24 protein-coding genes, 1 pseudogene and 1 riboswitch are annotated in these 25,920 nt (G+C 72.6%); of the genes and pseudogenes, 14 read left to right on the top strand and 11 right to left on the bottom strand.

What is annotated here, in order from left to right; genetic code table 11:
• The first annotated feature begins 65 nt into the window (after nucleotides 1-65).
• Entirely contained in the window at nucleotides 66-524 is a 459-nt protein-coding gene (locus AB0F04_RS28235) for an ATP-binding protein (RefSeq protein WP_362046118.1), read from the top strand.
• A 162-nt stretch (nucleotides 525-686) separates the two neighbouring features.
• Here the strand turns inward: AB0F04_RS28235 and AB0F04_RS28230 are convergent, their stop codons facing one another.
• The 4 genes and pseudogenes from AB0F04_RS28230 to AB0F04_RS28215 all read right to left on the bottom strand — a co-directional run bounded on the left by AB0F04_RS28230 (nucleotide 687) and on the right by AB0F04_RS28215 (nucleotide 4,256).
• Entirely contained in the window at nucleotides 687-1,316 is a 630-nt protein-coding gene (locus AB0F04_RS28230) for a DUF6328 family protein (protein ID WP_362046115.1), read from the bottom strand.
• Nucleotides 1,317-1,398: 82 nt separating this feature from the next.
• Nucleotides 1,399-1,872 (bottom strand): C40 family peptidase, encoded by a 474-nt coding sequence (locus AB0F04_RS28225; RefSeq protein WP_053674244.1) that lies wholly within the window; start codon nucleotides 1,870-1,872, stop codon nucleotides 1,399-1,401.
• A gap of 3 nt (nucleotides 1,873-1,875) precedes the next feature.
• Nucleotides 1,876-2,088: riboswitch (cyclic di-AMP (ydaO/yuaA leader) on the bottom strand.
• Between the two features lie 494 nt (nucleotides 2,089-2,582).
• A pseudogene (locus tag AB0F04_RS28220) lies at nucleotides 2,583-3,010 on the bottom strand (ATP-dependent Clp protease proteolytic subunit); the annotation flags it as partial.
• 253 nt (nucleotides 3,011-3,263) lie between these two features.
• Complete coding sequence (locus AB0F04_RS28215) at nucleotides 3,264-4,256, bottom strand: ABC transporter permease (protein WP_362046112.1); 993 nt, start codon at nucleotides 4,254-4,256, stop codon at nucleotides 3,264-3,266.
• A 124-nt stretch (nucleotides 4,257-4,380) separates the two neighbouring features.
• Here AB0F04_RS28215 and AB0F04_RS28210 point away from each other — a divergent pair, with 124 nt between their 5' ends.
• The 8 genes from AB0F04_RS28210 (at nucleotide 4,381) to AB0F04_RS28175 (ending at nucleotide 11,506) form a co-directional block, all read left to right on the top strand.
• A complete protein-coding gene (locus tag AB0F04_RS28210) occupies nucleotides 4,381-5,013 on the top strand; it encodes a TetR/AcrR family transcriptional regulator (protein WP_362046109.1) in 633 nt (210 codons plus the stop codon).
• 128 nt (nucleotides 5,014-5,141) lie between these two features.
• On the top strand, nucleotides 5,142-5,444 hold the full coding sequence (locus AB0F04_RS28205) for an urease subunit gamma (RefSeq protein WP_362046106.1): 303 nt from the start codon (nucleotides 5,142-5,144) through the stop codon (nucleotides 5,442-5,444).
• Between the two features lie 13 nt (nucleotides 5,445-5,457).
• Nucleotides 5,458-5,769 (top strand): urease subunit beta, encoded by a 312-nt coding sequence (locus AB0F04_RS28200; RefSeq protein WP_053674249.1) that lies wholly within the window; start codon nucleotides 5,458-5,460, stop codon nucleotides 5,767-5,769.
• The gene (locus tag AB0F04_RS28195; protein ID WP_362046102.1) at nucleotides 5,762-7,483 is read left to right on the top strand and encodes an urease subunit alpha; all 1,722 of its coding nucleotides are present in this window, start codon (nucleotides 5,762-5,764) and stop codon (nucleotides 7,481-7,483) included. The genes AB0F04_RS28200 and AB0F04_RS28195 overlap by 8 nt, the downstream gene beginning before the upstream one ends.
• A gap of 10 nt (nucleotides 7,484-7,493) precedes the next feature.
• The gene (locus AB0F04_RS28190) at nucleotides 7,494-8,168 is read left to right on the top strand and encodes an urease accessory UreF family protein (protein WP_362046099.1); all 675 of its coding nucleotides are present in this window, start codon (nucleotides 7,494-7,496) and stop codon (nucleotides 8,166-8,168) included.
• 125 nt (nucleotides 8,169-8,293) lie between these two features.
• Nucleotides 8,294-8,971: an urease accessory protein UreG gene (ureG, locus tag AB0F04_RS28185; RefSeq protein ID WP_362046097.1), complete on the top strand. Its 678-nt coding sequence runs from the start codon at nucleotides 8,294-8,296 to the stop codon at nucleotides 8,969-8,971.
• Complete coding sequence (locus AB0F04_RS28180; protein WP_362046094.1) at nucleotides 8,959-9,735, top strand: urease accessory protein UreD; 777 nt, start codon at nucleotides 8,959-8,961, stop codon at nucleotides 9,733-9,735. The genes ureG and AB0F04_RS28180 overlap by 13 nt, the downstream gene beginning before the upstream one ends.
• A gap of 172 nt (nucleotides 9,736-9,907) precedes the next feature.
• Complete coding sequence (locus AB0F04_RS28175; RefSeq protein ID WP_362046092.1) at nucleotides 9,908-11,506, top strand: alpha/beta hydrolase; 1,599 nt, start codon at nucleotides 9,908-9,910, stop codon at nucleotides 11,504-11,506.
• A 50-nt stretch (nucleotides 11,507-11,556) separates the two neighbouring features.
• Here the strand turns inward: AB0F04_RS28175 and AB0F04_RS28170 are convergent, their stop codons facing one another.
• The gene (locus AB0F04_RS28170) at nucleotides 11,557-12,588 is read right to left on the bottom strand and encodes an NAD(P)-dependent oxidoreductase (protein WP_362046089.1); all 1,032 of its coding nucleotides are present in this window, start codon (nucleotides 12,586-12,588) and stop codon (nucleotides 11,557-11,559) included.
• A gap of 58 nt (nucleotides 12,589-12,646) precedes the next feature.
• Nucleotides 12,647-13,366, bottom strand: coding sequence for a lysophospholipid acyltransferase family protein (locus tag AB0F04_RS28165; protein WP_104781978.1), 720 nt, complete (start codon nucleotides 13,364-13,366; stop codon nucleotides 12,647-12,649).
• 354 nt (nucleotides 13,367-13,720) lie between these two features.
• Here AB0F04_RS28165 and AB0F04_RS28160 point away from each other — a divergent pair, with 354 nt between their 5' ends.
• The gene (locus AB0F04_RS28160) at nucleotides 13,721-14,176 is read left to right on the top strand and encodes an RpiB/LacA/LacB family sugar-phosphate isomerase (RefSeq protein WP_362046086.1); all 456 of its coding nucleotides are present in this window, start codon (nucleotides 13,721-13,723) and stop codon (nucleotides 14,174-14,176) included.
• A 1-nt stretch (nucleotide 14,177) separates the two neighbouring features.
• Here the strand turns inward: AB0F04_RS28160 and AB0F04_RS28155 are convergent, their stop codons facing one another.
• The 5 genes from AB0F04_RS28155 to AB0F04_RS28135 all read right to left on the bottom strand — a co-directional run bounded on the left by AB0F04_RS28155 (nucleotide 14,178) and on the right by AB0F04_RS28135 (nucleotide 21,709).
• Entirely contained in the window at nucleotides 14,178-15,416 is a 1,239-nt protein-coding gene (locus AB0F04_RS28155; protein ID WP_362046260.1) for a SpoIIE family protein phosphatase, read from the bottom strand.
• Nucleotides 15,417-15,473: 57 nt separating this feature from the next.
• Nucleotides 15,474-17,942, bottom strand: a complete 2,469-nt coding sequence (locus tag AB0F04_RS28150) for a SpoIIE family protein phosphatase (RefSeq protein WP_362046084.1) — start codon at nucleotides 17,940-17,942, stop codon at nucleotides 15,474-15,476.
• A gap of 1,026 nt (nucleotides 17,943-18,968) precedes the next feature.
• Nucleotides 18,969-20,240, bottom strand: coding sequence for an ornithine--oxo-acid transaminase (rocD, locus tag AB0F04_RS28145; protein ID WP_362046081.1), 1,272 nt, complete (start codon nucleotides 20,238-20,240; stop codon nucleotides 18,969-18,971).
• Nucleotides 20,237-21,067 (bottom strand): dimethylargininase, encoded by an 831-nt coding sequence (ddaH, locus tag AB0F04_RS28140; protein ID WP_362046078.1) that lies wholly within the window; start codon nucleotides 21,065-21,067, stop codon nucleotides 20,237-20,239. The genes rocD and ddaH overlap by 4 nt, the downstream gene beginning before the upstream one ends.
• Nucleotides 21,068-21,193: 126 nt before the next feature.
• Nucleotides 21,194-21,709 carry an Lrp/AsnC family transcriptional regulator gene (locus AB0F04_RS28135; protein ID WP_362046076.1) on the bottom strand — a complete coding sequence of 172 codons (516 nt, stop codon included), beginning with the start codon at nucleotides 21,707-21,709 and terminating at the stop codon, nucleotides 21,194-21,196.
• Between the two features lie 122 nt (nucleotides 21,710-21,831).
• Here AB0F04_RS28135 and AB0F04_RS28130 point away from each other — a divergent pair, with 122 nt between their 5' ends.
• The 4 genes from AB0F04_RS28130 to AB0F04_RS28115 are packed head-to-tail and all read left to right on the top strand — an operon-like array spanning nucleotide 21,832 to nucleotide 25,918.
• Nucleotides 21,832-22,581 (top strand): LytTR family DNA-binding domain-containing protein, encoded by a 750-nt coding sequence (locus AB0F04_RS28130; protein WP_053674358.1) that lies wholly within the window; start codon nucleotides 21,832-21,834, stop codon nucleotides 22,579-22,581.
• A 2-nt stretch (nucleotides 22,582-22,583) separates the two neighbouring features.
• On the top strand, nucleotides 22,584-22,946 hold the full coding sequence (locus tag AB0F04_RS28125) for a hypothetical protein (RefSeq protein ID WP_362046257.1): 363 nt from the start codon (nucleotides 22,584-22,586) through the stop codon (nucleotides 22,944-22,946).
• Between the two features lie 48 nt (nucleotides 22,947-22,994).
• Nucleotides 22,995-24,707 carry a cation acetate symporter gene (locus AB0F04_RS28120; RefSeq protein ID WP_362046073.1) on the top strand — a complete coding sequence of 571 codons (1,713 nt, stop codon included), beginning with the start codon at nucleotides 22,995-22,997 and terminating at the stop codon, nucleotides 24,705-24,707.
• The gene (locus AB0F04_RS28115) at nucleotides 24,704-25,918 is read left to right on the top strand and encodes a histidine kinase (protein WP_362046070.1); all 1,215 of its coding nucleotides are present in this window, start codon (nucleotides 24,704-24,706) and stop codon (nucleotides 25,916-25,918) included. The genes AB0F04_RS28120 and AB0F04_RS28115 overlap by 4 nt, the downstream gene beginning before the upstream one ends.
• Nucleotides 25,919-25,920: the final 2 nt, after the last annotated feature.

Genomic DNA, 25,920 nt, shown 5'->3' with positions numbered 1-25,920 from the left:
GGACCGTACTCGAACCATCCGCTCCGTGTCGGGCCACGGTCCCGTGGGAAAGGGACGACGTCGCCATGGCAGACCATTTGGAAGCATCCGTCACTCTGCCGAGCGATCCCGCCTCGGTCTCCGCAGCGCGTGCCTACGTGGTGAGCACGCTGGCGGAGTGGGGCCTGCCGGCGGACACGGAGGCGTCCGACACCGTCCGGCTCATCATCTCGGAACTCGCCACCAATGCCGTCCAGCACACCTTCGGCCAGTCGCCCACCTTCACCGTGGACGTCGAACTGGACCGCGACGAACATCTGCGCATCGGTGTCACGGACAGCCACCCGCGCTTTCCCAGACGCCTGCCCGCAGCCGTCCAGCAGGACAACGGCCGCGGTCTGGTCATCATCCGCTGGCTGACCGCCGAGTGCGGCGGCAGGATGCGTATCCGCCCGACCCGCGAAGGCGGCAAGACCATCTCGATCGAGCTCCCGTGGGCCGTTCCGGTCCGGCCGGTCACGACGGCGGGCCAGCAGGAGCCGTAGCCGGTCACAACGGGACCTGTCCCACCCGGAAGACCCGAAGTACCCGAAGCACCTCCCATCGGGTGCCCCCTACGCACCCCGGCCCGCGCGACCCACATCCGGGCCACCCACGCCTCTCCGCAGCCCGCTCCGCGCCTTGCGACCCACCGGAGCCCGCGGCCCTCACCGGTGCCGAGCCGACGCCTCCTGGTGTGCTGCAGCCCCTCGAAGCCCTGACGGCTGCCCGACAGTGCGCCGCAGCGGTGCGGGGATCCTGGCCCCGGCCCCCTCCGGCTGCTCCGCGGTGGTCTTCTCGGCCCCGTCACGGTCCCCCCGCAGCCCCGCCCGTCGCACCAGCCGGGGGAGCACCCCCCACAGTCCGACGCAGACCAGGAAGGTCGCGGCGCCCGCGGCGATGCCACCGGTACGGCCGGTGGTCACGTCGACCACCAGCAGCACCGAACCGCTGAAGGCGAACACCAGCACGCTCAGACCGGTCGTGGCCAGGCGCGAGGAGACCTGCACTACGCGGGGCTTGGCGCCCTGCTGGAAGAGCGAGCGGTGCAGCGCGGCCGGCGCGGTGAAGAGCGCGGCGGCCAGGACCGCAAGCAGCAGCGTGATGACGTAGGTGACGCGCTGGACCGTGTCGAGGTCGCCGAAGCGCGAGGTGAAGGCCAGCGACAGCAGGAAGGCGAAGAGGATCTGCACACCCGTCTGGGTGACGCGGAGTTCCTGGAGCAGCTCGACGAAGTTGCGGTCGGCGCGTTGCAGCGGAGTCTCGTTGCGCGCGGTGCAGGGACGGTGCTCGGCCATGACGGGACGGGTATCCACTCGAGCCCGTGTCACGCTCCGGCGTGCGGCGGCGCGTCAGGGACGCCGCCGCACGCCGGGCGGATCACCTCACGCGCCCGTACCAGACGCTCTTGGTCCAGATCTTCTGCAGTCGCACCACGTCCCCGCTCTTCGGGGAGTGCCAGAGCTTGTTCTTACCCGCGTAGATACCGACGTGGTACACGTTGCTGCCCGAGTGGAAGAACACCAGGTCTCCCGCCTTGCGGTTCTTGGCGGAGATGTGGCGCGTCTTGTTGTACTGCTGGGCAGCCGTGCGGGGGAGCTTCTTGCCGGCCTTCTTGAACGAGTAGAGCGTGAGCCCCGAGCAGTCGAACCGGTGCGGCCCTATCGCCCCGTACTTGTAGGGGGAACCCTTCTTGGAGGCCGCGATCTGGAGTGCCTTGGTCGCCGGTGTGGCTGCCGCGGCCTCGGAGGCGAAGCCGGGGGCCACGATCGAGCCGCCCACCGCGGCGATGGTGAGCGCCGAGGCCGTACCGGCTCGGGCCATGAGCGACGGGACACGATTGAGCGCAGTCATGCGCAACCCTTCGTCAGCCGCCTGTGAAGGATGACCTGTCGGATTCGGGCTGACAAAGTTGCCCGGCCGCTGACGCGGCTTCACCCCAAGGGCTGCTCGTGTCCGGTCATGGCGTGACCGTCCCGGCGACCCGTCGTGCTTGGGTCCTCCACTCCTGCCGATCCACTCCTGTCGACCGGTCATCCGGGCGGCGGCAGGACTCGGCGTCCGCCCGGATCGCCCCGCCACAGCGGCGGGGGCTTGTCGTCAAACAGGGATCTTGGCGGATGCCTGTCCGGATTTCCCAACGGAACCGGGGATTTGTGTTGTTACTCACCACTCACCCGTTCGGGTGGACACGTGTGCGTTCGCGCCACCGTCCATGGGTTCGCGGACCGTCGGACCAGCGACGGAATGTCCCATTCCGCCCTCCGGCCACGCGCGTTGCGCAACCGGAAGGGCCCTGAAATCGGTCTCCCGCCTACTCCGAACAGCGGTACGTCTTTTGGTCCGTTTCAACTCAGCTCGAAACGCTCCGCCGTCGCGGCGGGCGTCCGGACCGACGGCTTCGCGTCAACTGACGGATTCCGGAGGCAGGGTGAGCCGGGCGGTGCGCCGCTCGCCGTCCAGCACCCGCAGGCGCCCGGGCCAGGGTGCCGGCGTGCAGATCCGTCTCGCCTCGTCGGTGCATCAAGGAACCTCGCCGCGGGCCAGGGCGGCTGCTCCCGTTCGCGACCCGTGTGCGGTGCGAGCATCTCCTCCATCCGACGCCGGATGCGGGTCAACTCATCCGCCTGGATGGCCAGAACGCTCGCCCGGCCCTGGACCGGCTCGGGCAGCGCCGGCTGATGGACCACCAGGCGGGCGCCGGGCAGCGCGCATCGCTTGCCGGGTGTGCCCGCCGCCAGCAGCACCGGGGCGGCGGCGCCGGCCTGGCCGAGGAGGATCGTCGCCACGTCGCAGGAGACGTACTGCATCGTGTCGTAGATCGCCGTCATCGCATGGAAGCCGCCGCAGGGGGAGTTGATGCAGAGCGAGATGTCGCGCTCCGGGGCCTGATGCTCCAAGTGCATGAACTGGGCCATCACGGCGTTCGCCGAGGTCGCGTCCACCGGTGCCCCCAGGAAGAGATCCGCTCCTCCAGGAGCTTCGCGGGCATCGCGCCGGAGCACCAGAGGGCCGGCCACCGGGGTTCTATGGGGACGGCGGGCCTGGCCCCCGTGGGGCGGATGCCTGAGTCCCCGGCGCAGGAGGGACGGATGTCTGAGTTCCCGGCGCAGTAGGGGCAGATGCCGGAACCTGAATCTTCGGCCGCGCACAGACGAAGACCGAGTCCCGGTCCCGCACAAACGGAAAACCGTGCGCCCCGTCCGCTACGACGGAGGCGCACGGTCCCCTCATGCATGTGCCGGTCAGGCGACGGCCGAGAGTTCCCGGCGGTCGGCTGCGGGGCCGGCGCCCGCCTTCCGGGCCCTGAGGGAGCCGCCGAGCAGCACGGCGCCCAGGCCCAGCACCGCCCACCAGGCCAGTGTCAGGCCGGGGCCGGTCGCCGCCGCGCCGTCGAAGTACGACACCGAGCGCAGCAGCGACGTGCCCGCGCCGGGCGGCAGCCACTGCCCGATCGCGCCGGCCGGCTCCGGCAGCATCTGCGGGGCCGAGGTGGCGCCGGAGAAGGGGTTGCCGATCAGCATCACCAGAGCGGCCCCGATGCCCGTGCCGGCGGGGCCGATCAGGGCGGCGAGTCCGGCGACGGCGCCGCCGACGGCCAGCGTGGACAGGGCGAGCACACCGGCTTCCGCCCACCAGGCTCCGCCGAGCGCCCCGAGCCAGCTGTGTGCGATCCCCGCCGCGACCACACCCACCAGGGCGGACGCGCCGAGCAGCGCGAGGACGGCCCGGCCACCGCGCAGCCCCAGCAGGGTGACCACCGCGCCCGCCGCGATGCCGGCCAGGGCGAGCGGCAGCACGGCGGCGTTCAGCACCACGCCGCGCGGATCGCCGGCCGGGGTGGGCACGACGTCGACCGTCCTGACCGGTGTGCCCTGGGCGGCGGCCTGCTGTGCCACGGCCTGCTGGAGGAACTGGGCGACGGCCGGCCCGGCCGCGGACGCGGTCAGCAGTTCAGGCCCCTGCGGTGTGACCACGACCGCGCCGTACACGCGCCGGTCCTCGATGGCGTCCCGGGCGGCGGCCTCGTCGGCGTAGCGGTGGACTTCGAAGGCGCCCTCGTGCCGCTCCAGCTGCCGCTCGGCCTGGGCCGCCGCGGCGGGCGGTCCTGCCACGCCCAGCGGCAGGTCGCGGGGCGCGATGCGGGAGGCCGGCCAGGCGAAGGCCCACAGGGCCAGCGCTGCCAGGACGGGGATGAGGACGACGACCGCGATCACGGGGCGGTTGCGGGAAGGCATGAGGCTCTCCTGGGGCGAGCGGAACCGGAACGAAAAAAGAAGGATCGTTCGTTTTTCCTTGCCTTCACCGTGCTCCGGTCGTGGCGTCTTGTCAAGAATGAATATTCGTTTTACTTTGGGGATCATGGCCCGCGTGTCCCAGCAACACCTCGACGCCCGCCGCCGCCAGATCCTCGACGGCGCCGCGCTCTGCTTCGCCCGCAACGGCTTCCACGCCACGTCCATGCAGGACGTGCTGAAGGAGGTCGACCTCTCGGCCGGTGCGGTCTACCGCTACTTCAGCGGCAAGGAGGAGCTGATCGGCGCCATCGTCGCCGAGGTGCTCGGCTCGGTCCGTGAAGCCTTCGAGGAGGCGGCGCGGCAGAGTCCGCCCCCGCCGCCCGACGAACTCGTCGCCTCCGTCCTCGGCAGCACGCTCGCCGCCCGTGAGTCCCTCGTCGTCGACGGCCGGCCCGCCTTCCCCCGGCTCGTCGTCCAGGTCTGGACGGAGACCCTGCGCAACGAGGAGCTGGCGCTGCTGCTGGAGGAGGGCTACGGCTCGGTCCGCGCGGCCTGGGGGAGGATCGTCGAGCGCTACCAGGAGGCCGGGATGATGCGGGCGGACGTGGAGCCCGACCATGTGGCCCGCACGATGATCGCCGCCGTGCTCGGGTTCATCACCCAGCAGTCCCTCTTCGGCCCGGCACCGGTCGAGGTCCTCCGAGACGGTCTGCGGGCGCTGACCGGCATGCGGGGCGGAGACACGCCGACCGGTTGATCACAGCTCGGTTAACGTGCCCGAAACGCGCTCCAACTAGCCTGCCGTCCCACGCCACCTGGCACTTTGCCCCGTGGCCGCGGCAACCGGGCCCCGCACCGCCCGGAGCGACGACTGTGAGGTGGGACGTGCAGCTGACCCCGCACGAGCAAGAACGACTGCTGATCCACGTGGCGGCGGACGTCGCCGAGAAGCGCCGGGCCCGCGGGCTGAAGCTCAACCACCCCGAGGCGGTCGCGCTCATCACCTCGCACATCCTCGAGGGTGCGCGGGACGGCCGGACCGTCGCGGACCTCATGTCCTCCGGGCGCAAAATCCTGACCAGGGACGACGTCATGGAGGGCATCCCGGAGATGATCCACGACGTCCAGGTCGAGGCCACTTTCCCGGACGGCACCAAGCTCGTCACCGTCCACGAGCCGATCGTCTGACCGGGAGGACGCCGTGATTCCCGGAGAGATCCTGTTCGCCGAGGACCCGATTGCCTACAACGAGGGGCGCGAGGTCACCCGGCTCACCGTCCTCAATGCCGCAGACCGGCCCGTGCAGGTCGGCTCCCACTACCACTTCGCCGAGGCCAATCCCGGTCTCGAGTTCGACCGGGCGGCCGCGCGCGGCAAGCGGTTGAACGTCGCCGCCGGCACGGCCGTGCGCTTCGAGCCCGGGATTCCCGTCGACGTCGAACTCGTTCCGCTGGCCGGGGCCCGTGTGGTGCCCGGTCTGCGCGGGGAGACCGGAGGTGCCCTCGATGCCTGAGATCTCGCGTGCCGCGTACGCCGACCTGTTCGGCCCCACCACCGGCGACCGGATCCGCCTCGCCGACACCGACCTGCTGGTAGAGATCGAGGAGGACCGTTCCGGCGGTCCCGGACTCGCCGGTGACGAGGCCGTGTTCGGCGGCGGCAAGGTCATCCGCGAGTCCATGGGCCAGGCGCGGGTCACTCGCGCGGAGGGCAGCCCGGACACGGTGATCACCGGTGCGGTGATCATCGACCACTGGGGGATCGTCAAGGCCGACGTCGGCATCCGCGACGGCCGGATCACCGGCATCGGCAAGGCCGGCAACCCCGACACCATGGACGGCGTCCACCCGGAGCTGGTGATCGGCCCGGAGACCGAGATCATCGCGGGCAACGGGCGGATCCTCACGGCCGGCGCGATCGACGCGCACGTCCACTTCATCTGCCCGCAGATCGCCGACGAGGCGCTCTCCTCGGGCATCACGACCCTCGTCGGCGGCGGCACCGGCCCGGCCGAGGGGTCCAAAGCCACCACCGTGACCCCCGGCCCCTGGCACCTCGCCCGGATGCTGGAGGCGATGGAGGCCTACCCGCTCAACATCGGCCTGCTCGGCAAGGGCAACACCGTCTCCCACGAGGCGATGCTGTCGCAGATCCGCGGCGGCGCGCTCGGCCTGAAGCTGCACGAGGACTGGGGCTCCACCCCGGCGGTCATCGACGCCTCACTGACCGTCGCCGAGCGGACGGGCATCCAGGTCGCCATCCACACCGACACGCTCAACGAGGCCGGTTTCGTGGGCGACACGCTGGCCGCGATCGCCGGACGGGGCATCCACGCCTACCACACCGAAGGCGCGGGCGGGGGGCACGCACCGGACATCATGACCGTGGTCTCCGAGTCGTACGTGCTGCCCAGCTCCACCAACCCGACCCGGCCGTTCACCGTCAACACCGCCGAGGAACACCTCGACATGCTGATGGTGTGCCACCACCTCAACCCCGCGGTGCCGGAGGACCTGGCCTTCGCCGAGTCCCGGATCCGGCCGTCCACGATCGGGGCGGAGGACGTGCTGCACGACCTGGGAGCGATCTCGATCATCTCCTCGGACTCCCAGGCCATGGGGCGCGTCGGCGAGGTCGTCATGCGGACCTGGCAGACCGCGCACGTGATGAAGCGGCGGCGGGGCGCGCTGCCCGGGGACGGACGGGCCGACAACCGTCGGGTCCGTCGCTATGTGGCCAAGTACACGATCAACCCCGCGCTCGCACAGGGCCTGGCCCGGGAGGTCGGGTCGGTGGAGAGCGGCAAGCTGGCCGACCTGGTGCTGTGGGAGCCGGCGTTCTTCGGCGTCAAGCCGCACCTCGTCATCAAGGGCGGGCAGATCGCGTACGCGCAGATGGGCGACGCGAACGCCTCGATCCCCACGCCGCAGCCGATCCTGCCGCGGCCGATGTACGGGGCGATCGGGCGGGCCCCTGCCTCCAACTCCCTCAACTTCGTCGCGCCCCTGGCCGTCGAGGCCGGACTGCCGGAGCGGCTGGGGCTCGGGAAGCGGTTCGCGGCGATCGAGTCGACGCGCGGGGTCACCAAGGCCGACATGCGCGAGAACGACGCGCGGCCCGAGGTACGGGTCGACCCCGACAGCTTCGCCGTGCACATCGACGGGGAACTCGTCGAGGCGGCGCCTGCTACCGAACTGCCCATGGGGCAGCGGTACTTCCTGTTCTGAGGGTGATCCGATGTCACGTACAGCGCTTCTCGTCCTGGCCGACGGACGGTTTCCCGCCGGGGGCCATGCGCATTCCGGTGGCGCCGAGGCGGCGGTCAAGGCCGGGCGGATCAGTGGTGCGGCGAGCCTGGGGGAGTTCTGCCGGGGGCGGTTGCACACGGCGGGGCTGACGGCGGCGGGCCTGTCGGCGGCCGCGGCGCTGGGGATCGACCCCGTCGCGCTGGACCGTGCCGCCGACGCGCGCACGCCGTCGCCCGCGCTGAGGACCGCCGCCCGGAAACTGGGCAGGCAGCTGCTGCGGGCCGCCCGGGCGACCTGGCCGTCCGCCGAACTGGACGGACTGGGGAGGGAGTTCCCCAAGGGGGCGCATCAGCCGGTGGTGCTCGGGCTGGCCGCCCGGGCCGCGGGGCTGGGTCCGGTGGACGCGGCGTACTGCGCGGCGTACGAGAGTGTGAGCGGGCCCGCCTCGGCGACGGTGCGGTTGCTCAGCCTGGACCCCTTCGACGCAACGGCGGTCCTGGCCCGGCTGGCGCCGGAGGTGGACCGCGTGGTGGACCGTGCGGTGGAGGCGGCGCGACGCGTGGTCGACGACGGGGTCGACGCACTGCCCGCGGCGTCGGCGCCGCTGCTGGAGATCGGCGCGGAGGCGCACGCGGCCTGGCCGGTGCGGCTGTTCGCGTCGTAGCCGCCTCCCGGACGCCCCGCAGACCAGCCCCTCAGGGGCGCGGGGAACTGCGCGATCAGCCCCCACTCACCCGCACCTCGCCATCATCGCCCGCCACCCCGGGCCCGCCTCACCAGGAGCCGCACATGCACCTCGATCACCACCACAACACCTCCACCGCCCTCAGCGCGGACGCCCACCGCCCCGACGGCACCCGCAGAGCGCTCCGCATCGGGCTCGGCGGCCCTGTGGGGTCCGGGAAGACCGCCACCGTCGCCGCGCTCTGCCGGGCGCTCAGGGAGGAGCTGTCGCTCGCCGTCGTCACCAACGACATCTACACGCGGGAGGACGCCGAGTTCCTGCTCCGCGAGGCCGTGCTGCCGCCCGAGCGGATCACGGCCGTGGAGACGGGCGCCTGTCCGCACACCGCGATCCGGGACGACATCTCCGCGAACCTGGAAGCGGTGGAGGACCTGGAGGACGCGGTCGGGGCACTCGATCTGGTGCTCGTGGAGTCCGGCGGGGACAACCTCACCGCGACCTTCTCCAAGGGGCTCGTCGACGCCCAGATCTTCGTGATCGACGTGGCCGGGGGCGACGACATCCCACGCAAGGGCGGCCCGGGCGTGACCACCGCCGACCTCCTCGTCGTCAACAAGACCGACCTCGCCCCCTACGTCGGCTCCGACCTCGCCCGGATGGCTGCCGACGCCAAGGCGCAACGCGCCGAACTTCCCGTGGTCTTCCAGTCGTTGCGCAGTGAGGCCGGGGTCGCGGACGTGGCCGCGTGGGTGCGCGCGCAGCTCGCCGCGTGGAGGGCGTGAGCGTGCGTGCCGGTGCCGGAGTGCGGTCCGTCGCGCGGATCGTCGCCCGGGACGACGGGCGCGGCGGGACCTCGCTGCCCGTGCTGGAGAGCGACGGGCCCCTGGCGCTGCGGCGCACCCGGGCCACCGGCGCCGGGGCGCGGGTCATGCTGGTCGGCGCGATGAGCGGGCCGCTCGGCGGTGACCACTTCACCGTTCAGGGCCGGGTGGAGGAGGGCGCGCGGCTGTCCGTCGGGTCGGCCGCCGCCACCATCGCCCTGCCCGGACAGGCCAAGGGCGAAGCCCGCTACGACGTCCGGCTCGCCGTCGCTGACCGCGCCGAACTGCACTGGCTTCCCGAGCAGTTGATCTCGGCCCGGAGCAGTGACCTCCATGTCACCACCCGCGTCGAACTCGCCGCGACGGCCCGGCTCGTGCTGCGCGAGGAACAGGTGCTCGGACGCGTCGGTGAGGAACCCGGGCGGCTCACGAGCCGTCTGACGGTGCGGGTCGCCGGCCATGCCGTGCTCGACCAGGAGCTGTCCTGCGGGCCCGGTGCACCGGGCGGCTGGGACGGGCCCGCCGTACTGGCTGGGCACCGTGCCGTTGGACAACTGGTCCTGGTGCGCCCGGAGTTCGCCGCCGAGCCGGTGACGGCCCGGGTGCTGGGGGAGGGGGCTTCGCTGGTGCCGCTCGCCGGGCCCGCCGCGCTGGTGACCGCGGTGGCGCCGGACGCGCTCCGGCTCAGGCGGCTGCTCGACGAGGCCCTCGCGTCGCTGGGGTAGACCTGGGCGTCCGCCCCAGGGCGACCGGCTCCCGCAGGCCGGGTGTCCGTAGATGAGCACACCCTCTCCGTTTATCGGATTGGCAACGAAGGGCGCGTGCCCCTGTTGTCAGGGACCCCACAACCGGGAGGATCGCCCGTACTGATCTCAACGAGGTACGGGGAGGTCCCCCTTGAGGGGTTCGAGACCGAAGAGGCGGGTGGCGGCGCTCGGTTCGGCCGGCGCGCTCGTCACGGCCACGCTGATAGCCGGCGCCGTGGCGGCGCCCACCGCGAACGCGAGCGCGGGCAGCCACGGCCAGGACCGGGAGGCCAAGGGCGCCGCGATCGCCGCCGCCCGGGCCGCGAAGGCCGGCATCGACTGGCAGGACTGCCCCGCCGACTGGAACCTGGCCAAGCCGATCCAGTGCGGGTACGTCACCGTGCCGCTCGACTACGCCAAGCCCCACGGCAAGCAGATCAAGCTCGCCGTCGACCGCATCGGAAACACCGGCACCAAGGCCGAGCGGCAGGGCGCGCTCATCTACAATCCCGGCGGGCCCGGCGGCTCGGGGCTGCGCTTCCCGACCCGGGTCACCAACAAGAACGCCGTCTGGGCCAACGTGGCCAAGGCCTACGACTTCGTGGGCTTCGACCCGCGCGGCGTCGGCAAGTCCGCGCCCATCTCCTGCGTCGACCCCCAGGAGTTCGTCAAGGCGCCCAAGGCCGACCCGGTGCCCGACTCCGAGGCCGACAAGCTCGCCCAGCGCAAGCTGGCCCGCGAGTACGCCGAGGGCTGCCAGGAGCGCAGCGGTGCGATGCTGCCGCACATGACCACGCCGAACACCGCGCGCGACCTCGACGTCATCCGCGCCGCCCTCGGCGAGAAGAAGCTCAACTTCCTCGGCGTCTCCTACGGCACCTACCTGGGCGCCGTCTACGGCACCCTCTTCCCGGGCCACGTGCGCCGCATGGTCGTCGACAGCGTGGTCAACCCCTCGCGGGACAAGATCTGGTACCAGGCCAACCTGGACCAGGACGTCGCGTTCGAGGGCCGCTGGAAGGACTGGCAGGACTGGGTCGCCGCGAACGACGCGACCTACCACCTGGGCACCACCCGCGCCGCCGTCCAGGCGAAGTGGCTGGAGCTGCGCGCCACCGCGAAGAAGAACCCCATCGGCGGGGTCGTCGGCCCGGCCGAGCTCATCTCCTTCTTCCAGAGCGCCCCGTACTACGACTCCGCCTGGGCGCCGACCGCCTCGGTCTTCAGCAAGTACGTCGCCGGTGACACCCAGGCGCTCGTCGACGCCGCCGCCCCGGACCTGTCCGACACGGTCGGCAACGCGTCATCGGAGAACGGCAACGCCGTCTACACCGCCGTGGAGTGCGCGGACGCCAAGTGGCCCACCAGCTGGCGCACCTGGGACCGCGACAACACGCGGCTGCACAAGGACCACCCGTTCATGACCTGGGCCAACGCCTGGATGAACCTGCCGTGCGCCACCTGGCCCGCCAAGCAGCAGACGCCGCTGAACGTCAAGACCGGCAAGGGTCTGCCCGGCGTGCTCATCGTCCAGTCCGAGCGCGACGCGGCAACCCCGTACGAGGGTGCCGTGGAGCTGCACAAGCGGTTCAAGGGCTCCCGTCTGATCACCGAGAAGGACGCGGGCTCGCACGGTGTCACCAGCCTGGTGAACCCCTGCATCAACCCCCGGGTGGACAGCTACCTGCTCACCGGCAAGCTGGACGGCGCCGACGTGACCTGCGCGCCGCACGCCACGCCGAAGCCGTAGCCGTCGTCCGACGGTGGTGAGGGGCGGCCGGGACACCGGCCGCCCCTTCCTCATGTCCGCCGGGCCGCGAACCAGGCGTCCTCCGCCGCGTAGTCGAAGAGGTCCGGGTAGGCGCGGGCGAGGGTGGGGAACGCCGCCTGCCAGTCCTGCTCGGACAGCCGGCGGGTGAGCCACTCGACCGTCTCGGGCAGGCTGTCCGGGTAGGCCAGGACCGGCCGGTAGCCCAGCTCCCGTTCCGCGGCGGACATGTCGCACAGCACGGGCAGCTCCGCCGACCAGGGCGTACGGCCCACGGACGTCTGCGCGGGCCCGTCCAGCAGGACGGTGTCCGTCTCCACCCCCATGACCGCGTCCACCGCGGCTCCGATCTCCGACACGGCCGGCGGCCGCGGATCGCAGGCGTTGAGCACCCGGGAGCCCGGCCGGGCCGCCGCGAGCCGGATCAGTTCGGCGATGTTGCGCGCCGCCGAGGTGTGGAAGACGCTCTCACCCCGGAAGGCGAGCACACGCCTGCGCCGGCCGTCGAGGTTCCGTTTGACGAAGTACAACTCGCGGGGGAGCGGGCTGTACGGTCCGTGGACCGCGCCCGGCCGCAGCACGGTCGTGGGCAACCGGTCGGCCGCCGCGAGGAGTTCACGCTCCAGGGCCACCTTGCGGGTGCTGTACGTGGTGCCCCCCGGCGGGACCGTGACCTGGTCCTCCGTGATCGGCACGGGGTACTGCGGGAGCCCGTCCGGCTCACCCATGGTGTCGAAGCCCCTGCCCTCGCCGTCCTCGTACACCGACACGGACGACACCACCACGGCCGAGCTGATCCGGTCGGCCAGGCCCGTGAGCTGCCGTGCGTGCCGGGCCCCGTAGGCGACCAGGTCGACCACCAGGTCGCAGCCGTCGCCGATCAGCGCGCCGAGCGCCGCGTCGTCCTCGCGGTCCAGGCGCGGCGTCCGCACCTCGACGGGCCAGTTCTCGTCCCGGAGGCCGCCGCGCGACGCGGCCGTCACCTCCCAGCCGTCCCGCGCCAGCACCCGCACCGCGGGCCTGCCGATCTGCCCGCCCGCCCCGATCACCACAGCACGTCTCATGCCGCGACCGTAGATCGCCGAACCTCGGCCGGGAACGGTCATCTGCCGACAGCAGAGCTCAACTGAGGGGCATGCGACGGAACTTCCGCTCCTTCGTGGCGGCTGCCTCCTCGGCCTTCACCACGGCCGCGTACCGGTCGACGTACTCCTGCTCGGACAGCGAGAGGATCGCGTACATGATCTCGTCGGTGATGGCGCGCAGCACGGCCTTCTCGTTCTCCATGCCTTCGTAGCGGGAGAAGTCGAGGGGCTCGCCGAAGCGGATCACCACGGGGTGGATGTTGGGGATGACCTTGCCGGGCGGCTGTGCCTCGAAGGTGCCGATCATCGCGCAGGGGATCACCGGGACGCCGGCCTTGAGGGCCATCACCGCCACCCCGACCTTGCCCTTGTAGAGCCGGCCGTCGTGCGAGCGGGTGCCCTCCGGGTAGATGCCGAGCAGCTCGTCCTTGCTCAGCACGCCGAGGCCCTCGCGGATGGCGGCCTGGCCCGCGTCCTTGCCGGAGCGGTCGACCGGGATCTGCCCCGCGCTGCGGAAGAAGAACGCCGTCAGCCTGCCCTTGACGCCCGGGCCCGTGAAGTACTCGGCCTTGGCGAGGAAGGTGATGCGCCGTTTGAGGATGGCGGGCATCAGGAAGTGGTCCGAGAACGACAGGTGGTTACCGGCGATGATCGCGGCGCCCTCAGCGGGAACGTGCTCCAGGCCCTCTATTCGAGGCCGGAAGACCAGTCGCAGCAGCGGGCCCAGCAGCACATATTTCAGCAGGTAGTAGAACAAAGCGGGCGCTCCTCGACTCTCGCGGCGGCCTCAACCGCCGCGTTCCAGCAGGTCAACCGGCATGTCGTGGGGTGCCAGTGTAGGTGCAGGCGCGGTCACCGGGCACCTCGTGCGGGCGGAGGACACAGATCCTTCGCCAATTGACTGATGGTCAGTCAGGCGGGGGAGTCCGGTGGTACTCCTGCGGCTGGGGAGGGTCGCGGGATCAGCGTGCTGCGCCACCCGGGTGACGGGCAAGCCGAACGGGCGGCCTGGCGTGATAGCGGGGGTGCCTGACCTGCGGGTGGCTCTTGCGGGCGCGACGGCCGCCGTGGGCCGGTGGACTCGGCGGCACCGGAGAGTAACCTGCCAGGCATGCGGATCGCTGTTTCCTCGGACATGGACGAACCCGTCGCCCGCTCCCTCGTGGCCGCCCTGCGCGAGCGAGGTCATGAGGTGCGCGCGCACGGCGCGCTGCGCCCGGGGGACGACCCGCAGTGGGCGGTGTGCTCCGAGGCGGCGGCCCGCGAGGTCGCCGGGGGAACGGCCGACCAGGCGGTGGTGTGCTGCTGGACCGGCACGGGCGCCTCCATCGCCGCGAACAAGGTGCCCGGCGTACGGGCGGCCCTGTGCACGGACGCCTACACGGCCGACGGGGCGCGCCGCTGGAACGACGCCAACGTGCTCGCGCTCAGCCTGCGGCTGACGTCCCAGCCGCTGCTGACGGAGATCCTGGACGCCTGGTTCGCCGGTGAGCCCAGTGCGGACGCCGAGGACCGGCAGAACGTCGACCGCGTCCGGCTGCTCGACCACGGCAGAACCCGGATGTAGCTCACAGGCGCACGATGATCAGCGCGGTGTCGTCGGTGGCACCGCCGGGCGGCAGCAACTCCAGCAGAACGGTGTCGGCCAGCGTCTCGGGGTCCTGGTCCCGGTGGCCGTGCAGGGCGTCGGCGAGCCGTTCCAGGCCCTTGTCGATGTCCTCGCGACGCCGTTCGATCAGGCCGTCGGTGTAGAGCACGAGCGTGGCGCCCGGCGTGAACGTGGTCTCCGCCTGGGGTCTCGGGATCGGGTCCGGGCGGGCGTCGAGCGGCGTGTCCGTGGCCTGGTCGAGAAACTCCGTGCGCCCGTCGGCGTGGACGAGCACGGGCGGCGGATGCCCGGCACTGCTGTACGTGATGATGTGCCGGTCGCAGTCGATGAACGTCGTGGCGGCGGTCGCCGACTCGGCTCCGTCGATGACGTGGGCGTAGCGCCCCAGTACGTCCAGGGCCTGGGCCGGCCCGTCGGCGACCCGGGAGGCCGCGGTGAGCGCACTGCGTAGCTGGCCCATCACTCCGGCCGCCTCCAGGCCGTGCCCGACCACATCGCCCACGGCCACACCGATCCGGTCACCACCCACCAGGTCGACCAGGTCGTACCAGTCGCCGCACACGTTGAGCGCGCCCACCGCGGGGCGGTACCGGACGGCGGCCGGATGATTGCGGATCTGCCGGGGTGCGGGAAGCATCGCCTCCTGCAGCGCCAGCGCCACCTCCCGCTCCCGGGAGTGCGCCTGCCGCAACCGCTCGTTGAGCTCCTGCAGTTCGCGGGCCCGGGTGTACAGCTCGGCCTCCAGAACCTGCGACCGGCTGCCCCGGTCCCCCGGAGAGCCGCCCCGGGCCCGGATCAGCTCCGTGACCTCCTCCACGCGGTGCAGGATCAGCACGACTTCGCCGTCCGCGCCGAGCAGCGGTGCGTTCACGGGGCTCCAGTAGCGCTTCGACCACTCGCCGGGCCGCTCCGGGTCCTCGACGTCGTAGCGCTGCAGGGCCATCGCGTCGCGCTCCCCGGTGGCGAGGACGCGGTACAGCGACGCCTCCAGATTGCGCATGCCCGTCGCGGCCGGGTCGTTCGGGTTGTCCGGGAAGACGTCGAACAGGTACTTGCCGATCAGCTGCTCGCGCGAGCGACCGGAGACGCGGACGAACTCGTCGTTGGCGTCCGCGTACACGAGTTCCGGTGTCAGGAGCGCCACCATGCCGGGCAGAGCCTTGAACACCGCGCCGTAGTCGATCGCCGTCTCCGCCATGGCCGCCGCCTCACCGCTGCCGGGGGTCACACCAGTTTCGCACGGTATGGGCGAACCTCAACCGTCCGCACCGGGGAGATCCGTCAAGGACTGCTCGGCCCAGATGATCTTCCCCTCGGGGACGAATCGCGTTCCCCACCGCTGGGTGAGCTGGGCGACCAGCAGGAGCCCGCGCCCGCCCTCGTCCGTCGTGCGGGGATGGCGCAGATGGGGCGCGGTGGCGCCGCCGTCGAGGACCTCGCAGACCAGGGCACGCTCCCGGATCAGCCGGAGCCGGATGGACCCGGTGGCGTACCGGATGGCGTTGGTGACGAGCTCGCTCACCACCAGCTCCGTCGTGAAAGCCAGCTCCTCCAGGCCCCAGTGCGCGAGCTGCCGAGTGGCCGTGCGGCGGGCGTCGGCGACCACGGCCGGGTCCGAGGGCAGGTCCCAGGCCGCGACCTGCCCGCTGCCGAGACGTTTCGTCCGGGCCATCAGCAGGGCCACGTCGTCGTACGGGCGGTCCGGGACCAGCGCGTCGACCACGGACCGGCAGTACGACTCGAGCGGGCCCTTCTGCTCCAGGGCCCGGCGCAGCCGCTCCCGGCCGGCGTCGACGGCCCAGGTCTCGCCCCGGGCCAGCAGTCCGTCGGTGTGCAGCGCCAGGGTGCTGCCCTCCGCCAGGGACAGCTCGGCCGCCTCGAAGGGCGGGCCGCCCACGCCGAGCGGCGGCCCCTGCGGCAGTTCCACGAACACGACCGAGCCGTCGGGCCGCACCACGGCAGGGGCGGGATGCCCCGCCGCGGCCAGCGCACACCCCCCGTCGACGGGGTCGTACACGACGTACAGGCAAGCGGAGCCCACGCCCTGCGTGCCCGCGGACCCCATCGTCCCGGGCTCGGCGCCCTCCTCCCGCGCCGAACGCGCCACCAGGTCGTCGAGGTGAGCCAGCACCTCGGCGGGCGGCAGGTCCAGAGCCGCCAGGGTCCGCACGGCGGTCCGCAACTGCCCCATGGCCGCGGCGGCGTCGATGCCGTGCCCCGGCACCTCGCCCACGACCAGGGCGACCCGCGCCCCGGACAGCGGGATGAGGTCGTACCAGTCGCCGCCGAGACCGGTCAGCTCGTCCGCCGGCCGGTAGCACGCGGCCACCTCGACGGCGTCCTGCTCGGGCAGCCGGTGGGGGAGCAGGCTGCGCTGGAGGACGAGCGCCGCGTCCCGCTCGCGCGTGTAGCGGCGGGCGTTGTCCACGCAGACGGCCGCGCGGGCGACGAGGTCCTCGGCCAGCCGCAGGTCCTCCTCGTCGAAGTGCTCCCGGTCGTCGCGCCGGTAGAAGGTCGTGATGCCCAGGGTGATGCCGCGCGAGCGTATCGGCACGGTCATCACGCTGTGCAGGCCCAGCTCCCGGAACGTGGCCCGGCGGCCGCTCGAGGTCCGCGTGGTCCAGTCCCGGGTCAGCGGATCGAGCCGCTCCGCGCGCCACGAACGTCCCGTGGCCAGACAGCGGAAGGGCGGCGTCCCGGCCCGGAAGGCCACCCCCTCGCCGATCTCGATGACCGCCTCCGCGAGATCGTCCTGCGCGGACCGGTAGCCCGCGCGGCGCAGCTCCACCGGTTCCTCCGACTCCGCGAGCGGCCCCGGCGCCGGCTCGCCGCCCCGCAGCACCGACTCCAGCAGGTCCACGGTGACGAAGTCGGCCAGCCCCGGCACGGCCACGTCCGCCAGTTCCTGCGCGGTGCGCGGGAGGTCGAGACTGCGGCCGATGCTCTCGCCCGCACGGTCGAGCAGCGCCAGCCGCTGCCGCGCACGGTGCCGCTCGGTCATGTCCACGACCGTGTAGTACACGCCGATCGGATGGCCCCGGTCGTCCTCGAGGCGGGTGAACGACAGCATGTGCGCCGTCTCCCGCAGCGGGGCCGAGCGCACGTGGCCCACGTGCTCGTAGCCGACCACCGGCTCGCCGGTCTCCAGCACGTGCCGCATCTGCGCCTCGACCGCCTGGGCGTCCATGCCCGGCTGCACGTCCGCGAAGCGCAGCCCCAGCCGGCGCGCCGCCGGACCGCCGCCGAACTGCTCCAGGGCGGCGTTCGACCACACGAAACGCAGGTCCGTGTCCACGATCGCGATCCCGACCGGGGCGCCGGCCGCCATCTGCTCCAGGACCGTGCGGCTCATGTCCCAGCCGGGGGCGCCGGACAGCTCCGACAGGAGCAGCAGCCACTGCGCGCCGCCCTGCGCCTCCTCGGCCGAGGTGATCCGGGCCGCGACCCTCACCGGCTGCCCGTCCCTGCGGCGGGCCGTCAGCAACCCCGTCCAGCAACCGTTCCTGCGGCACCGCTCGACCAGGTCCGGTACGCGCTGCGCGTCCTCGGCGACCAGCAGGTCGGCCAGCTTCCTGCCGACCGCCTCGCCGGCCGGGTACGCCAGCAGCCGCCGGGCATCGTCGGTCCAGCCCGTCACCACGCCCTGTGGATCGAGCAACAGGGGCGCCGCGTCGGCCACGTCGAACCTCTGCCGGGCAACACCGCCCACCTCGTCTGCGCCCACGGCCGACCTCTCTGTCGCTGAGAGTGGTCTACCACCTCTTGCCTCAATCTTCACCCTTCCGGCGACGCGGGGCGGCTTGTGCGGGGCCGGAAGGGCGCCCGGGGCCCGACGCGGTGAACAGCGTCCCGCGGCCGGATTGAAGACGGCGAGCGGGCTGGTGCCGCACACGCCGCCCGGTTCCGTCACGCGACGCGAGAGCAGCCGACGGGGCGGCCGGCCAGGGACCAGCACGCGGGCCCGGCTTCGTATGCGCGGCGAAGGGCTGGTCGGTGTGTGGCGGCCGGCCCGGGAAGGGCTGGCCGCACCGGCTCTGTCGGTGCGGCGAAGGGCCGGTCGGCGAGGGGCGGGCAGGCGACCGGTGTGCACGCCTGTGCGGCACCCGCCCGGTCGACACCGCGCCCGTCCCCACGCGCGCGCCGCCTCGCGCAGAGGGCCGGACGCATCCGTGCGCAGCCTCGCAGAGAGGAAGCGGTCTGTCCCAGCCGCCGCCCCACCCCGGCGAGAGCGGTCTGCCCGAGTCGCCACCCCCGCCCAGCGGGAGCGCTCTGCCTGACCCGGGGTGCCCCTGGCCCCGGGCGAGAGCGGTCTGCCCGGCGCGGGGTGCCGCCCTCCGGCGCCGGGCAGAGCGGTCGGCCCGAGTGGGCCCCCCGTCCCCGAGGGTGTTCGGTTCGGCGCGGGGTGCCGCCCTCGCCCAGCGGGAGCGCTTTGCCCGGCGCGGGGTGCCCCTGGCCCCGGGCGGGAGCGGTCTGCCCGGTGCGGGTGCCGTCCCCCGGCCCCGGCGAGAGCGGTCGGCCCGAGTCGCCCCTCGTCCCCGAGGGCGTTCGGTCCGGCGCGGGGTGCCGCCCCCGCCCAGCGGGAGCGCTTTGCCCGGCGCGGGATGCCCCTGGCCCCGGGTGGGAGCGGTCTGCCTGGCGCGGGGTGCCGCCCTCCGGCGCCGGGCAGAGCGGTCGGCCCGAGGCGTCACCCCGTCCCCGAGGGCGTCTGGTCCGGCGCGGGGTGCCGCCTCGCCCCCGTGACCCGAGCCCCTTACCCCAGCGCCTTCTCCAGCGCCCCGAGTGCCCCCGTCAGCTCCTCGTCCGTGATGGTGAGCGGTGGGGCCAGGCGGATGGTCGAGCCGTGGGTGTCCTTTGCAAGGACCCCCTGGCGCATCAGGCGTTCGCTGATCTCGCGGCCGGTGCCGAGCGCGGGGTCGATGTCGACGCCCGCCCACAGACCGCGCGAGCGGAAGCCGACGACGCCCCTGCCGACCAGGGCCGTCAGCCCGTCGCGCAGGATCACGCCCAGCTCCGCCGCACGGCGCTGGAACTCGCCCGTCTCCAGCAGCTCCACCACCGCCGTACCGACCGCGGCGGCCAGCGGGTTGCCGCCGAAGGTCGAGCCGTGCTCACCCGGGTGCAGCACCCCGAGCACCTCCCGGCGCCCGACCACCGCCGACACCGGCACGATGCCGCCGCCCAGCGCCTTGCCGAGCAGCAGCACGTCCGGCACCACCGGCTCGTGCTCGACCGCCAGCGTCCGGCCCGTACGCCCGAGTCCGGACTGGATCTCGTCCGCGATGAACAGACAGCCCTTGCGGCGGGTCAGCTCCCGCACGCCGGCCAGGTAGCCCTCGTCCGGGATGATCACCCCCGCCTCGCCCTGGATCGGCTCGATCAGCACCGCCGCCGTCGTCTCGTCGACCGCCGCCTCCATCGCGGCGAGGTCGTTGTACGGCACCACCCGGAACCCCGGGGTGAAGGGTCCGAAGCCCGCCCGGGCCGTCTCGTCCGTGGAGAAGCTGACGATCGTCGTCGTACGGCCGTGGAAGTTGTCCGCGGCGACCACGATCGTCGCCCGGTCGGCCGGCACGCCCTTGACGTCGTAGGCCCACTTGCGGGCCACCTTCACCCCGCTCTCGACCGCCTCCGCACCCGTGTTCATGGGCAGCACCATGTCCATGCCGGTCAGCGCCGCCAGCCGCTCCGCGAACCCGGCCAGCCGGTCGTTGTGGAAGGCACGCGAGGTGAGGGTCAGCCGGTCGAGCTGACGGTGGGCCGCCTCGATCAGCGCCGGGTGCCGGTGGCCGAAGTTCAGGGCCGAGTAGCCGGCCAGCATGTCGAGGTAGCGCCGTCCCTCCACGTCCTCCACCCAGGTGCCCTCGGCGCGGGCGACGACCACCGGCAGCGGGTGGTAGTTGTGCGCGAGGACCGGCTCCTCGGCGCTGATCAGCTCCTGCGAGCCACGCGTCTCCTGCGCGTCAGGGGCCTCCCGCGAGCCACGGGCTCCCTGCGGGTCCTCGGTGCGGACGGGTGCGGTCATGAGCGGATCTCCCGGATCTCCTGGGTGCAGCACTTGATGCCGCCACCGGCCTTGTGGAACTCGGACAGGTCGACGGGGACGGGGACGTAACCGCGGTCGGCCAGTCGCCCGGCCAGACCCGTCGCCCCCGGTGAGATGAACACGTGGCGGCCGTCGGAGACGGAGTTGAGCCCGAACGCCATCGCGTCCTCGCGGGTGGCGAGCACCGCGTCCGGGTACAGCCGGGCCAGCACCTCACGGCTGCCCGGCGAGAACGCCTCGGGGTAGTAGGCGATGTTCCCGTCGTGCTCCTCGTCGAGGACGAACAGCGCCGTGTCCAGGTGGTAGAAGTACGGATCCACCAGCGTCAGGCTGATCACCGGCGTCCCGAAGAACTCCTGCACCTCGCTGTGGGCCTCCCGGGTCGTCCGGAAGCCCGTCCCGGCCAGGATCCAGCGTCCGGCCGGCACCAGGTCGCCCTCGCCCTCGCACACCGACTCGGGGTGGTAGACGTCGTAGCCCTCCGTCTTGAACCACGCCTCGTACGGCACGGACTCGGGACGGCGCTCGGGCGCGTGGAAGAGCGAGCCGAAGACGCGGCCGTCGACGACGACCGCCGCGTTCGCCGCGAACACCATGTCGGGCAGGCCCGGAACGGGTTTCACACTGTCCACGGTATGGCCGTGGACACGGTAGGTGTCGACCAGCGCCTGCCACTGGTCCAGGGCGCGGATGACGTCGACGGGTTCGTCGGGATGCATCCACGGGTTGATCGCGTACTGCACGGCGAAGTGTCTGGGTTCGCAGACGAGGTAGCGCCGCCGGCGCGGCACACGGGAGTCGGGCACAGAGGGGTCCCTCCGCTTCCTCACGGTGTGTGACTGATGGTTGACACAACGGTAGGAACCGGGAGAGGTGCGCGACAAGAAACAAAGATTGCGCGTCCGCGCAGGAACGCTGCGTCTTACCGACGCTCAGCGCACGTCTGCTGCGCCGCCGGAAACCCCCTCCGGGGCCGGATGGCTCGCCCCCGCCTCCGGGCTCTCCGGCAGCAGATGCGACAGCACCATCACGCTGATCGTCTTGCGGATGAACGGCTCCTGCCGGATCCGTTCCAGCACCTCCTCGAAGTGCTCCACGTCCCGCGCCCGCACGTGCAACAGCGCGTCCGCGCCGCCCGTCACGGTCATCGCCGCGGCGATCTCCGGATAGTCGCGCACCACCTCGGCCAGCCGCCGCGGCGGGGCGGCGCCCTCGCAGTACACCTCGACGTAGGCCTCCGTGCGCCAGCCCAGCGCCGACGGCTTCACCGTCGCCGAGAACCCGGTGATCACGCCCGTCTCGCGCAGCCGGTCGACCCGCCGCTTGACCGCCGTGGCCGACAGCCCGATCGCCGTGCCGATCTCGGCGAACGACGTCCTCGCGTTCGCCATCAACGCGGTGATGATCTTCCGGTCGAGTTCGTCGAACGGCGTGGACCTGCTGTTCATGGCCGCACTGTATCCACCGGCGCCCCGGCTCGCGCCCCGCCGGGCGCGGGCATCGCGTCCGGCACGAACGTCCACCCCCGGCGCATGTCCAGATGTTCGGATCACCCCTACACTCCGGGTTCATGCTGCGCGCCCTGGCTGTCGACGACGAACGCCCCTCTCTGGAGGAACTGCTCTACCTCCTGCACGCCGACCCCCGCATCGGCAGCGCCGAGGGCGCCGGCGACGCGACCGAGGCGCTGCGCCGCATGAACCGCGCCCTGGAGTCCGGCCCGGGCGGGCCCGAGGCCATCGACGTCGTCTTCCTCGACATCCAGATGCCCGGCCTCGACGGTCTCGACCTCGCCCGTCTGCTCACCGGCTTCGCCCGGCCGCCGCTCGTCGTGTTCGTCACCGCCCACGAGGACTTCGCCGTGCAGGCCTTCGACCTCAAGGCCGTCGACTACGTCCTCAAACCGGTCCGCAAGGAACGCCTCGCCGAGGCCGTCCGCCGCGCCGCCGAACTGCGCGGCGCAGCCCCGCGCATCCCCGTGCACGAACCGGACCCGGACCACATACCCGTCGAACTCGGCGGCGTGACCCGCTTCGTCGCCGTCGACGACATCACCCACGTCGAGGCCCAGGGCGACTACGCCCGCCTGCACACCGACAAGGGCAGCCACCTGGTGCGCATCCCGCTGTCCACCCTGGAGGAGCGCTGGCGCACCCGCGGCTTCGTCCGCATCCACCGCCGCCACCTCGTCGCCCTGCGACACATCGGCGAACTCCGCCTCGACGCAGGCACCGTCAGCGTCCTCGTCGGCTCCGAGGAACTCCAGGTCAGCCGGCGCCACACGCGCGAACTGCGCGACCTCCTCATGCGGAGGCCGTGACAGTGCCCCAGGACCACACCGAACGCCGCGTCGTCGTCACCGGTCCGCCCCGGCAGGCCCGAAGGACCACCTCCGGCTACTACCGCCCGCGCACCGAGATCGACGAGCAGACCACCCTCGGCCACACCTACGTCCGCTCCCTGATGCGCACCCAACTGCGCGCCGCACTCACCGTGTTCGCGGTCCTCGGCCTGCTCGTCGGCCCGCTCCCGCTGCTCTTCGCGGCGATGCCCGGCACCCGTCGCCTCGAATGGGCCGTCCTCGGCTTCGGCCTCTACGTCCCTCTCGTCCTGCTCGCCCGCTGGTACGTCCGCCGTGCCGAGCGCAACGAACGCGACTTCGTACGCCTCGTCGAGGACCGCTGAAGCCGCACCGATGAACCCCGAAGCCCCACTGATGAACCCCGGCCACCCATGAACTCCAGCTACGCCGTCCCCGCCGTCGCCCTCGTCGTCGTCGCGACCGTCCTCGTCGGTGCCTTCGGCCTGCGCATCTCCCGCACCACCTCCGACTTCTACGTCGCCTCCCGCACCGTCGGCCCCCGCCTCAACGCCGCCGCCATCAGCGGCGAATACCTCTCCGCCGCCTCTTTCCTCGGCATCGCGGGCCTCGTCCTCGTGCAAGGTCCCGACATGCTCTGGTACCCGGTCGGCTACACCGCCGGCTACCTGGTCCTGCTGCTCTTCGTCGCCGCCCCGCTACGCCGCTCCGGCGCCTACACCCTCCCCGACTTCGCCGAGGCCCGCCTCGCCTCGCCGGCCGTGCGGCGCCTCGCCGGTGCCTTCGTCGTCGGCGTCGGCTGGCTGTACCTGCTGCCCCAGCTCCAAGGCGCCGGACTGACCCTCACCGTGCTGACCGGGGCTCCCGACTGGCTCGGCGGAGTGATCGTCGCCGTGGTCGTGACCGCCACCGTCGCCGCAGGCGGCATGCGCAGCATCACCTTCGTCCAGGCCTTCCAGTACTGGCTGAAGCTCACCGCCCTGCTCGTCCCCGCCCTGTTCCTCGTCCTCACCTGGCAGAGCGACGGAGCACCCCGGCACGCCTTCGACGAACCGGCCAGCTTCCGCGAGCAGCGCGTCGTGCGCGTCGACGACTCGATCGACCTGAGGCTGGACCGGCCCCTGAGCGTCACGGTGACCGGCACCGTCGACGGCCGTACGCACACCGGCACACGTCTGGAACTCACCGCCGGAAGCCACCGCGTCGAGCGCGGCACCCGGCTCACCTTCGCCCGGGGCGCGCCCGTCCCCGAGGCCGAGCGCGGCGGCGGCGACCTGTCCCCTTCGCAGGCCGAGAGCCGAGAGGAACGCCCGCTGTACGCCACGTACGGACTGATCCTCGCCACGTTCCTCGGCACCATGGGCCTGCCGCACGTCGTGGTCCGCTTCTACACCAGCCCGCACGGCGTCGCCGCCCGCCGCACCACCGTCGCGGTCCTCGGCCTGGTCGGCGCCTTCTACCTGCTGCCCCCGGTCTACGGCGCCCTGGGCCGCCTCTACGCCCCCGAACTCACCCTCACCGGCGACCCGGACGCCGCCGTCCTCCTGCTGCCCGACCGGATGATCGGGGGAGTGGGCGGCGACCTGCTGGGCGCGCTGGTCGCGGGCGGTGCCTTCGCCGCGTTCCTCTCCACCGCCTCGGGCCTGACCATGGCGGTCGCCGGCGTCCTCACACAGGACGTCCTGCCGTCCCGGGGCGTACGGCACTTCCGCCTCGGGACGGTCCTCGCGATGGTCGTGCCCCTCGCGGCGAGCGTCCTGGTCGGCGGGCTCCCGGTCGCCGACGCGGTGGGGCTCGCCTTCGCCGTCTCGGCGTCCTCGTTCTGCCCGCTGCTCGTCCTCGGCATCTGGTGGCGACGGCTGACCCCGCCCGGCGCGGCCGCCGGGATGCTGGTCGGCGGCGGTTCCGCCCTGCTCGCCGTCGCCGCGACCATGGCGGGCTACCCGGGCGAGGGAGCCGCCCTGCACGCCCTGCTCGCCTGGCCCGCGCTGTGGTCCGTGCCGCTGGGCTTCCTCACCATGATCCTGGTGTCCCTGGCCACCCCCGGCCGGGTCCCGCCCGGCACGGCGGCGGTCCTGGCCCGGTTCCACCTGCCCGAGGAACTGCGCACCGAGGTGACGGCATGAGCGGATTCCTGGCGGGACTGTGCGTCGCCGTGCTCCCGGTGCTGGCCCTCGGGGTCTGGCTCGGACGGCGCACCGCACGGGCCAAGAGCCTCGCAGGCCTCGGCACCCCCGTCGAGCACGCCACCTTCGAGACCCTGCACACGGCGTCCCTCGCCGCGCCCCCGCTGCGGGCCGGCCTGACGGAGGAGACCGCCCGCAAGTCCGCCCGCAAACTCCGCCTGCTGCTCGGCACGGACGCCCTGTGTCTCACCGACCGGCGGCAGGTACTGGTCTGGGACGGTGACGGCTCCCACCACCGCACCGAGATCATGGAACGCCTCGCGGGCGCCCTGGAGACCGGTCGCGGCGAGGCCTTCCGGCTCACCTGCGACCGGCTCGACTGCTCGGTGCGCTGGGCGGTCGTCGCGCCCCTCACCGTCGACGACCGGGTGCACGGCGCCCTGGTCGCCTGCGCTCCCCGCGAGTCGGCCGTGCTCGTGCGGGCCGCCGGCGAAGTCGCCCGCTGGGTCTCCGTCCAGCTGGAACTGGCCGATCTCGACCGGTCCCGCACCCGCCTCATCGAGGCTGAGATCAAGGCGCTGCGGGCACAGATCTCGCCGCACTTCATCTTCAACTCACTCGCGGTGATCGCCTCGTTCGTCCGCACCGACCCCGAGCGCGCCCGCGAGCTGCTCCTCGAATTCGCCGACTTCACCCGCTACTCGTTCCGCCGGCACGGCGACTTCACCACCCTCGCCGAGGAGCTCCACGCCATCGACCACTACCTGGCCCTGGTGCGGGCACGCTTCGGCGACCGCCTCTCCGTCACCCTCCAGATAGCGCCGGAGGTGCTGCCGGTGACCCTGCCGTTCCTCTGCCTGCAGCCGCTCGTCGAGAACGCCGTCAAGCACGGCCTGGAGGGCAAGGCCCCGTCCTCGGGCAAGTGCCACATCCAGATCACCGCGCAGGACTCGGGCGCCGAGGCCTCCGTCGTCATCGAGGACGACGGCGCCGGCATGGACCCCGGCCTGCTCCGCCGCATCCTCGCCCGTGAGGCCAGCCCCTCGGGCGGCATCGGCCTCTCCAACGTCGACGACCGCCTCCGCCAGGTCTACGGCGACGACCACGGGCTCGTCATCGAGACCGCCGTGGGAGCCGGCATGAAGATCACCGTCCGGCTCCCGAAGTACCAGCCCGGCGTGCACTCGGCGGGGCGGCTGCCCCGGGAGTGAGC

The organism is Streptomyces sp. NPDC029041, assembly GCF_040637515.1.
Taxonomy (GTDB): domain Bacteria; phylum Actinomycetota; class Actinomycetes; order Streptomycetales; family Streptomycetaceae; genus Streptomyces.
Note: the sequence above shows the minus strand (reverse complement) of the source record. Positions and strands in the feature narration are given on the sequence as shown.

Coding starts and splice junctions, on each gene's coding strand:
- AB0F04_RS28155 (WP_362046260.1), bottom strand. CDS start 15,416: ATGGCGGAGACGGCGATCGACTACGGCGCGGTGTTCAAGGCTCTGCCC.
- ureG (WP_362046097.1), top strand. CDS start 8,294: ATGCACCTCGATCACCACCACAACACCTCCACCGCCCTCAGCGCGGAC.
- AB0F04_RS28210 (WP_362046109.1), top strand. CDS start 4,381: ATGGCCCGCGTGTCCCAGCAACACCTCGACGCCCGCCGCCGCCAGATC.
- AB0F04_RS28170 (WP_362046089.1), bottom strand. CDS start 12,588: ATGAGACGTGCTGTGGTGATCGGGGCGGGCGGGCAGATCGGCAGGCCC.
- AB0F04_RS28115 (WP_362046070.1), top strand. CDS start 24,704: ATGAGCGGATTCCTGGCGGGACTGTGCGTCGCCGTGCTCCCGGTGCTG.
- AB0F04_RS28120 (WP_362046073.1), top strand. CDS start 22,995: ATGAACTCCAGCTACGCCGTCCCCGCCGTCGCCCTCGTCGTCGTCGCG.
- AB0F04_RS28160 (WP_362046086.1), top strand. CDS start 13,721: ATGCGGATCGCTGTTTCCTCGGACATGGACGAACCCGTCGCCCGCTCC.
- AB0F04_RS28235 (WP_362046118.1), top strand. CDS start 66: ATGGCAGACCATTTGGAAGCATCCGTCACTCTGCCGAGCGATCCCGCC.
- rocD (WP_362046081.1), bottom strand. CDS start 20,240: ATGACCGCACCCGTCCGCACCGAGGACCCGCAGGGAGCCCGTGGCTCG.
- AB0F04_RS28215 (WP_362046112.1), bottom strand. CDS start 4,256: ATGCCTTCCCGCAACCGCCCCGTGATCGCGGTCGTCGTCCTCATCCCC.
- AB0F04_RS28225 (WP_053674244.1), bottom strand. CDS start 1,872: ATGACTGCGCTCAATCGTGTCCCGTCGCTCATGGCCCGAGCCGGTACG.
- AB0F04_RS28190 (WP_362046099.1), top strand. CDS start 7,494: ATGTCACGTACAGCGCTTCTCGTCCTGGCCGACGGACGGTTTCCCGCC.
- AB0F04_RS28195 (WP_362046102.1), top strand. CDS start 5,762: ATGCCTGAGATCTCGCGTGCCGCGTACGCCGACCTGTTCGGCCCCACC.
- AB0F04_RS28135 (WP_362046076.1), bottom strand. CDS start 21,709: ATGAACAGCAGGTCCACGCCGTTCGACGAACTCGACCGGAAGATCATC.
- AB0F04_RS28230 (WP_362046115.1), bottom strand. CDS start 1,316: ATGGCCGAGCACCGTCCCTGCACCGCGCGCAACGAGACTCCGCTGCAA.
- AB0F04_RS28130 (WP_053674358.1), top strand. CDS start 21,832: ATGCTGCGCGCCCTGGCTGTCGACGACGAACGCCCCTCTCTGGAGGAA.